The sequence below is a fragment of the Corynebacterium sp. genome (assembly GCF_030535495.1).
GTDB lineage: Bacteria > Actinomycetota > Actinomycetes > Mycobacteriales > Mycobacteriaceae > Corynebacterium.
The window spans coordinates 19,988-28,923 of record NZ_JAUNRW010000019.1 but is presented as its reverse complement, the minus strand read 5'-3'; the positions used below and the strand labels follow the sequence as shown (position 1 = coordinate 28,923).

5 protein-coding genes are annotated in these 8,936 nt (G+C 69.1%); 1 reads left to right on the top strand and 4 read right to left on the bottom strand.

Features of this window, described 5'->3' with window-relative positions:
* From Q4F73_RS04285 to Q4F73_RS04270, 4 genes are all read right to left on the bottom strand, one after another.
* Positions 1–1,705 (bottom strand): 2-oxo acid dehydrogenase subunit E2 (locus Q4F73_RS04285; protein WP_303358120.1); only part of this gene is annotated, 1,705 nt, incomplete at its 3' end.
* 124 nt (positions 1,706–1,829) lie between these two features.
* Positions 1,830–5,543, bottom strand: coding sequence for an ABC transporter ATP-binding protein (locus tag Q4F73_RS04280; protein WP_303358119.1), 3,714 nt, complete (start codon positions 5,541–5,543; stop codon positions 1,830–1,832).
* Positions 5,544–6,317 (bottom strand): hypothetical protein, encoded by a 774-nt coding sequence (locus Q4F73_RS04275; protein WP_303358118.1) that lies wholly within the window; start codon positions 6,315–6,317, stop codon positions 5,544–5,546.
* A 91-nt stretch (positions 6,318–6,408) separates the two neighbouring features.
* On the bottom strand, positions 6,409–7,224 hold the full coding sequence (locus Q4F73_RS04270) for a shikimate 5-dehydrogenase (RefSeq protein WP_303358117.1): 816 nt from the start codon (positions 7,222–7,224) through the stop codon (positions 6,409–6,411).
* A 19-nt stretch (positions 7,225–7,243) separates the two neighbouring features.
* On the opposite strand from Q4F73_RS04270, the gene Q4F73_RS04265 reads away from it, so the two are divergent.
* On the top strand, positions 7,244–8,830 hold the full coding sequence (locus Q4F73_RS04265; protein ID WP_303358116.1) for a carboxylesterase/lipase family protein: 1,587 nt from the start codon (positions 7,244–7,246) through the stop codon (positions 8,828–8,830).
* The last annotated feature ends 106 nt before the right edge of the window (positions 8,831–8,936 follow it).

The following is an 8,936-nucleotide window of genomic DNA, read 5'->3' as shown; positions in this document are numbered from 1 at the left end:
GCACGTTGAGGCGACCACGGTGCGGCATGCCGATGACGACCTCGTCGAGGCCCTGACCGGCGGCGGTGTCGATGGCGGCATCCATGAGCGGGATGAGGGACTCGGCGCCCTCCAGGGAGAAGCGCTTCTGGCCGACGTACTTGGTCTGCAGGAAGTTCTCGAAGGCCTCGGCGGCGTTGAGCTTCTGCAGGATGTACTTCTGCTCGGCGTTGGTCGGCTTGGGCATGCCGGCCTCGAGGCGGTCCTGCAGCCACTCGCGCTCGTCGCGGTCGAGGATGTGGGTGTACTCGGAGCCGACCTTGAGGGTGTAGGCGGCGCGCAGGCGGGAGAGCACCTCGCGCAGGGTCATGGACTCCTTGCCGCCGAAGCCACCGACGTGGAAGGTGCGGTCGAGGTCCCAGATGGTCAGGCCGTGGGTCTCGATGTCCAGGTCGCGGTGATCCGGCACGGGCATGCCCGGCTGGACCCAGTTGAGCGGGTTGGTGTCCGCGATGAGGTGACCGCGGGAGCGGTAGGCCTCGATGAGCTGCATGACGCGGGTGTTCTTGTCGGTGCCGCGGTTCGGCAGGTCCTGCGCCCACCGCATGGGGGCGTAGGGGATGTTCATGCGGTCGAAGATGTGGTCCCAGAACTTGTCGTCGACAAGCAGCTGCGACATGGTGCGCAGGAACTCACCGGACTCCGCGCCCTGGATGACGCGGTGATCGTAGGTGGAGGTGACGGTGACCAGCTTGCCCACGCCCAGCTCGGCGAGGCGGTCCTCGGAGGCGCCGGCGAACTCGGCCGGGTAGTCCATGGAGCCGACACCGATGATGGTGCCCTGGCCCTTGGTCAGACGCGGGACGGAGTGGCGGGTGCCGATGCCGCCCGGGTTGGTCAGGGAGACGGTGACACCCTGGTAGTCGTCGAGGGTGAGCTTGCCCACGCGGGAACGCTCGACAATGTCCTCGTAGGCGGCGATGAACTCGTCGAAGGCCATCGACTCGGTCTCCTTGATGGCGGCGACCACGAGAGCGCGGGAGCCGTCCTTCTGCGGGAGGTCGATGGCGAGGCCGATGTTGATGTGCTCCGGAGTGACCACGGACGGCTTGCCGTCCTTGTTCTCGTAGGAGACGTTCATGCCCGGGTGGGCCATGATCGCCTTCACCATCGCGTAGCCGATGATGTGGGTGAAGGAGATCTTGCCGCCGCGGGTACGTGCCAGGTGGTCGTTGACCATGGCGCGGTTCTCGAACATGAGCTTGACCGGCATGTCGCGCACGGAGGTCGCGGTGGGGACCTCGAGGGACTCGTCCATGTTCTTGGCGATGGCCTTGAACAGTCCGCGCAGCGGCTTGGCGCCCGCCTCGGGGGCCGGGGTGTTGGCGGCACGGTCGATCGGGGAGACCGGCTTCTTGCGTGCGGGACGACCGGCGGCCGGGGCCTCCTTCTTGGTGATCGTCTGCGCGGCCTTGGCCTCCTCCGTCACGACGGTCGTGCGCTTCTCGCTCTTGTCGGAACCGATCGGGCCGGCCTTGGGCACCGAGATCGGCTCCTGACCCTGGGTGGTCTTGGTAGCGGCTGCAGCTTCAGCGGATGCCGGGGCGCCGTTCTTCTCAAACAGCTCCCGCCACTCCTTGTCCACGGACTGGGGGTCCTTCTGGAACTGCTGGAACATCTCGTCTACCAGCCACTCGTTCGGGCCGAAAGTACTTGCGCTGCTCACGGCAGGTGCTCGCCTCATTTCATTGCTTCATGTTGCAGTCGTCTTGCCAACAATAATTGTCCACTACAGGGTAGCGCGATGATACCCCTCAACCAGCACTGCAGGGGGCGTTTCTTCACCCCCGTTAACGGTGGGCGCGCCAGAGTCCCGCATACACGCCATTACGGTCGAGCAGCTGGTTGTGAGATCCGTCTTCGATGATACGTCCCTTGTCCACCACGAGGATGCGATCGGCCCGCGCGGCGGTCGCCAGACGGTGCGCGACGACCACGGAGGTGCGTCCGCGCGTGACCCGGTCGGAGGCGTCGAGGACGGCCGCCTCGGTGGCGGGATCGAGGGTGGCGGTGGCTTCGTCGAGAAGCATCACGTCAGGCCGCAGAAGTTCCGCGCGGGCCAGGGCGATGAGCTGTCGTTGCCCGGAGGACAGGCCGCGTCCGCGTTCGCCGATGGGGTGACGGAAGCCACCCGGGATGCCCGCGATGATATCGAGCGCACCGATGCGGCGGACCGCCTCCTCGACGTCGCGCTCGCTTGCCGACGGTCGCCCGTAGGCGATGTTGTCGGCCACCGTGCCGATGAACAGGTGGGCCTCCTGCGGCACCTGTGCGACGGTGCGGCGCCACTCGGACAGCGGGAACTGGCGGATGTCGGTGCCGCTGGCGGTGACCTCGCCCCGGACCGGATCGTAGAACCGCGCCAGCAGCTTGACGACGGTCGACTTACCCGCCCCCGTCGGGCCGACCAGCGCCACGGTGGTGCCGGGTTCGATGACCACGTCGAGGTCCTCGGCGACGAGCGCACCGTCGCGGGAGTAGGCGAAGTCGACGTTGTCCAGTGCCAGCGGACCGCGGGCCGCCTCGTCCGCACCCGGGCGGGTGCCGGTGTCGGGGACCGACGGGCGTTCGGCGAGCAGCTCGGTGATGCGGCGGAAACCGACGGTGGCCTGCTGCCAGGAGTCGAAGATCTGCCCCAGCTGCTGGATCGGGCCGTAGAGCTGCGCGAGGTACATGACGAAGGCGACGAGGACACCGGCGGTCAGGTCCCCCTCGGTGACACGGGTGGCGCCGACGCCGAGGACGATCGCGGTGGTGATCTGCGAGATGGCGTTGACACCGGGGAAGTAGATCGCCACGGCGGTCTGCGCCTGGGTACGCAGGCGTCGGTAGCGGTCGGACTCCTCCTCGAACTGCGCCAGTGCCAGCGGGGTGCGGCCGTGCATCTGGGCGATGCGCAGACCGTTGATGTTCTCCTGGAAGGAGGCGTTGACCGCGGAGATCTGCTCGCGGGCCCGGGTGTACAGGCGGGAGGAGATGCGGCGGAAGACGAGCGTGACGGCCACGATGAGCGGGATCGCCGCCACCGCCACCAGGGACAGTCCGGCGTCGGTCCACGCCAGCATGCCGATGATGCCGACGAGGGTGCCCACCGAGACGATCGCCTGCGCCAGTCCGGTCTGCAGGAAGGAGCTGAGGGTGTCGATGTCGGTGGTCATGCGCGTCATGATGCGCCCCGACAGGTTCGACTCGTAGTAGTTCATGCTCAACCGCTGCAGATGCGCATAGGAGCGCAGGCGCAGGCCGTAGAGCAGCCGCTCGCCGGTCCGGGAGGTGAGGACCACGAGCATGACGGCCGCGGCCCAGCTGACGAGGACCACGCCCAGGCCACCGGCGGCGATCTGCCACAGCGTGCCCATGTCCCCGGTGGCCACGCCGTGGTCGACGGCCCAGCGCATGAGGGTGGGGAAGGCGAGGTCGGTGAGCACCCCGACCACCAGCAGCGCGATGACGCCGAGGATGAGCCACCGGACGGCCGCGAACAGCTCCCCCACCCGGAAGTTGGCCCGGTCGGAGCGCAGGTGGGTGGCGTCGAGGCGGGGTTTCTCGGTGGCGGCAGGCAGCTTCTCGACGCGCGCCAGCAGCTCCGGCGTCGCCGAAATGTTGCCCATGCCGCGCCCGCCGCCGCCGCCGCCGCCACCCATGCCGCGGCCCATGCCACCGGCCTGGGTGTTGATGTGTTCGGTGCGCTCGCGCGCCACCCCCTCCGGCCACAACTGGGCGTGCGCGGGCTCGGGGATGTCCGAGCGGTCCGGCAGGGGAGTGGGAGTGGGGTCCATGATGCGGAGGTAGCGGGGGTCGTCGATAAGCGCTGGAAGCGCATCGGTGACGGTGACGTGGCCGCCGTCGATGATGGCGACGCGCTCGGCCAGGTCGAGGGTGGACTGGCGGTGGGCGACGGCCAGCACCGTGACGTCGCCCAGCTCCGCGCGCAGGCCGGCGAGGATGCGGGCCTCGGTGGTGGCGTCGATGGCGGACGTGGCGTCGTCGAGAATGAGCACGCGGGGGCGGGCGAACAGGGCGCGCGCCAGGGCGATGCGCTGGCGTTGGCCGCCGGACAGGGTCAGTCCGCGCTCGCCGACGACGGTGTCCAGGCCCTCGGGCAGGCGGTCGATGAACTCGGTGGCCTGGGCGAGATCGGCGGCGTGCCGGATCTCCTCCTCGGTGGCCTGGGCCCCCATCGCGATGTTGTCGCGGATGGTGGAGGAATAGAGGAAGGCCTCGTCGAAGACGACGGTGACGGCGCGGCGCAGGTCGGCGCGCGCCAGGGTGTCGTACGGCAGCACCGTGTCCCCCGAGGTCAGCGCGAGGGAGCCCGCGTCCGGGCGGTAGAATCCGCCGGCCAGCTGCACGGCCATGGACTTGCCGGAACCGGCCGGTCCGATGAGCGCCAGGGTCTCGCCCGGGGCGACGTCGAGGTCGAGGTGATCGAGGACGCGGTGGCCGTCGGTGTCGAAGGTGACGGAGTCAAAGCGCAGGCCGAGGGGGCCGTCGGGAAGCGCGGCGGGCTGGGCCGGGTCGGGGTGCTCGGGCGACATGTCGATGATCTCGGCGATGCGGTCGAGCGAGGCCAGGCCCATCTGGAAGGTGACGATGAGCCCGGAGAGCGTGCCCACCAGGTGGGTCATGGTGGTGAGGTAGACGGAGAAGGCGAAGAAGGTACCGACGGTGATGCGCCCCTCCATGACCAGCCAGCCGCCGAGGAGGATGTTGATGACCAGCGCCACCTGCGGGAGGTTTCGCAGCAGCGGCTGGAAGCGGGCCATGAGCTTGGCGGCGCGCATCTTTGCGGCGAACAGGGTGCGGCCGAGGCGGTCGAGGTGGTCGACCTCGCGGTCCTCCTGGGCGAAGGCCTTGACCACACGCACACCGGTGACGGTCTGTTCGACGTGGGTGGCCAGATCGGCGGCCGACTGCTGGGCGACCCATGTCGCGGCGTACATGGAACGGCGGGACAGCACGGCCACGCCGACGATGATCGGCATGAAGGCCAGGGCGATGACGGTGAGCAGGGGAGAGACCCACAGCATGACACCGGCGGTGATGAGCAGCTGCACGATGTTGCCGATGGCCATGGGGCCCATCGCCACCAGACCCTGCGTGGCGTTGAGGTCGGAGATGGAGCGGGAGACGATCTGGCCGGTGACGATCTGGTCCTGGCCGGGGCCGTCGAGACGCTGCAGGCGGTCGAGGATGCGCACGCGCAGGGTGTGCTGGGTGTCGATGGACAGCCGCCCTGCGGTGTAGCGGCGCAGGAACTGGCTGACGTAGCGGGCCAGGGCCACGACGATGAGGGTGATGATGATCGTCCGCAGCGATGCATCGGTACCGGTCGGGCCGTCACCCCCGGCACCGGTGGCGACATCGACCGCCGACCCGGTGAGCAACGGAATGGCGATCTCGAAGAGGACGGCGGTGATGGTCGCGATGATGGTGACGACGGCGATGCCGCGCCGGGCGCGAAGTGCGTGGAGAAGCTCTCTTATTCCTGAGTGGTGGCGCAATTAATCACCTGCTACCGGGGAGGCGAAGGAGGCCGGGACCATGCCCAGGGACTCACGGGTGTTGGCGATGACCGCGCGCGTGAGCTTGCGGTTGGCGATGGTGCCGGCGATCGCACCGATACCCAGCGGCATGAGCTTGCCCAGCCACGCCCGGCGCAGACGCTTGGAGAAGCTGCGCAGGGCCAGGCGGACGAGGCGGTTGTTCGCCTCGGTCAGGCGCGGGGCGGAGAAACGGGCGACGGTGGACATGGTGGGCAGGCCCTTGGACTTGCCGACGTCACCGACGACCGCATCGACCACCGCGGAGCCCTTGGCTCCCAGCAGGGAGACGAGGATGAGCGCCTTCCGGCGCTCCTGGTCGCTGATGTCGATCCCGCGCAGGTTGGCGCTGGCCATGGTGTACCAGGCGGCGGCGTCGAGGAAGACGACGGACTCACCGGCGATCGCCGCGGCACCGGTGAAGAAACCGATGCCCGGGATGGCTGCGGCCGCGCCGGCTCCGGCGCCGGTGCCCGTGGCGATCCGCAGGAAGTGCTTGTCCACCATCTCCTGGATCTCCGCCGGGGAGGCGTCCGGGTTCTTCCGGCGCAGGCGCTCGACGTAGCCCTCGATCGCCGAGGACTGGAAGGCCACGGCCTTGTCGAGGGCGCGGATGAGCGCGCGACCGGCGGCGCCGGCGTTGGCCTCGAGGGCCTGCGGATCGGAGCCGATGCCGTCGACGATCGTCTGCTCCGGGGTGTCGGTGGTGGTCGGGCTGGACTTCATGAGGGCCATCAGTGCTCCTGGGTGTGTTGTTATCGTGTTGTTATTGTCCGATTCTCATTAATTCCACACACTGTAACGCCGGGATGCGCCCGTTTGTTCCCTAATTATCGGTGTTGGCGAAGTCCTCGGCGGCCACGACCTGCTCCGGGGTCGGCCGCACGCCGGTGTAGAGGGCGAACTGCTCCGCGGCCTGCAGGGCGACCACTTCGCCGCCGTTGATGGTGGGGACCCCGAGACGCTCGGCGGCCTGGATGAGCGGGGTGCGCACGGGGTAGGCGACGACATCGAAGACCAGGGCGGCCGCCTCGATCTCGGTGTCGCTGAACGCCTGGACATCGGCCTGCTCACCGTTCATCCCCAACGGGGTGACGTTGACCAGCAACTGTGCATCCGCCGGAACCTCGGTGGCGTGACGCCAGCCGAAACGCTCCGCCAGTGCGGGGCCGGTCTCGGGGTTGCGGGCGACGACGGTGCCGGAGTGACCGTGGTCGGCCAGCGCCGCGACGACGGCGTTGGCCATGCCACCGGAACCGCGGACCGCCACGGACAGCGACGGGGCCACCTGATGCGACTGCAGCAGGGAGGCGACCGCCACGTAGTCGGTGTTGTAGCCGACGAGTTCACCGTCGGTGTTGACGATGGTGTTGACCGCGTTGATGCGCTCGGCGGAGGGGTCGAGGGCGTCGATAAGCGGGATGACGTCCTGCTTGTAGGGCATGGACACTCCCGCGCCGCGGATGTCCAGACCGCGGATACCGGCGACGGCGGCCGTGATGTCCGCCGGGGCGACCGCCTTGTAGAGGTAATTGAGACCCAGTTCCGCATAGAGCCAGTTGTGGAACCGCACCCCGTGATTGCTCGGTCGAGCAGCCAGGGAGATGCACAGCGTGGTTTCGCGGTCGACGTAATTCACCATGCTCACTACCGTAGTGATCATGGCCTCCACTGACATCCCCGGCACCTCGGGGCCGCAGGTGCGCACCACGGCCGGCGTGGTGCGCGGGTTGGTGGATGACCGTCTGGGGATCAGGACCTGGCGTGGTGTGCCCTTCGGCGCCAGCACCGGCGGTGACAACCGTTTCCGGGCCCCGCGCCGCCCCCGGCCCTGGCGGGGAGTGCGTGACGCCACACACTTCGGGCCCGTCGCCCCACAGCCCACGTACTCCTGGACCGACCGCGTCGTCGGCTCGGAGAACTGCCTCCACCTCGACATCGTGCGCCCGGACACCGAGGAACAGCTCCCCGTCGTCGTCTACCTCCACGGCGGTTCCTTCATCATGGGCTCCTCCCACGAGCCGATGCTGCGCGGTTACCAGTTCGCCCGTGCCGTCAACTGCGTCTACGTCTCCATCAACTTCCGCCTCGGCGCGCTGGGCTACCTCGACCTGCGCTCTGTCGGGGACGACTGCGTGGCCAACCCGGCCGTGCGTGACCAGCTGCTCGCCCTGCAGTGGGTGCAGGCCAACATCGCCCAGTTCGGCGGCGACCCGGATGCGGTGACCCTCATGGGTGAGTCTGCCGGTGGTTCCGCGGTGGCCACCCTCATGACCGTGCCGGCCGCCGAGGGGCTGTTCCACCGCGCCATCGCCCAGTCCCCGCCGCTGGGCATGGTCCACTCCCGGGCGCAGTCCGAGTTGTGGGCCCGGGAGCTGGTCTACCGGATGGCTCTGCCGCGGCAGGCCACACTGCGCGATCTGCGTGGTGAACATCCCCACGACCTGGTGCGCGCCGGGCAGTCGATGATGTGGCGCGGGCAGGGGTTCATGCACCTCAACTCCACCTACGCGCCCACGGTCGACGGCACCCTGGTCCCGGAGCATCCCCTGTCGGCCTTCACCGGGGGACGGCAGGTGCCCGTGCCCCTGCTGGTGGGGACGAATTCGGATGAGGCCAGCTTCTCCAAACTCTTCTACATGCGCACCTCGGCCCGCTCCCGGGCGGCCCTGCGCCTGCTCTCGGCCTTCGATTCCGCCGAGGCGCACCGCGTGCTCGAGGCCTACTCCGGGGCGGTCGAGCGCGCGGAGTTCGCCGAGCTGCTTGCCGACGCCCTCTTCTGGGCCCCCTCCGTCCGCCTCGCCACCGACCACAACGCGGTCGCCCCCACCTGGATGTACCGCTTCGACTTCGCCCCCGCCGCGCTGCGCTGGCTGGGCCTGGGGGCCATGCACTCCCTCGAGCTGTCCTCCATCTTCGGCGACCCGGGGGCCTCCCGCACCGCCGGAGTCACCCGGTTCGGCGGCATGGACGGCATGGCCGAGCTCACCGACCGCATGCAGTACCACTGGGGTCAGTTCATCCACCACGGGCGCCCGGGATCGGAGTGGTCGCCGTACGGCCCGCCCACGGATGATGCACCGGCCCGCGCCACCATGGTCTTCGACGACCCGTCCCGCATGGAATTCGACCCGAAGGCAGCGCAGCGCCGCGCGTGGGCCGACTACGACATGACCGAATGGGGCAACGGCGCCCCCGAACTGCTCGAGCAGCTCGGGCTGTTGAGGGGCCCGGAGCTGGGACGTTGAGGCGCTGACACCGAGCGCACTGTCCGCCGTGGCGATTCCCGCCGAACGCTGGGCGCGAGCGGACGCGCGCGGCTAGGCTGGTTGCGGATTGCCGATGGCGGTCACT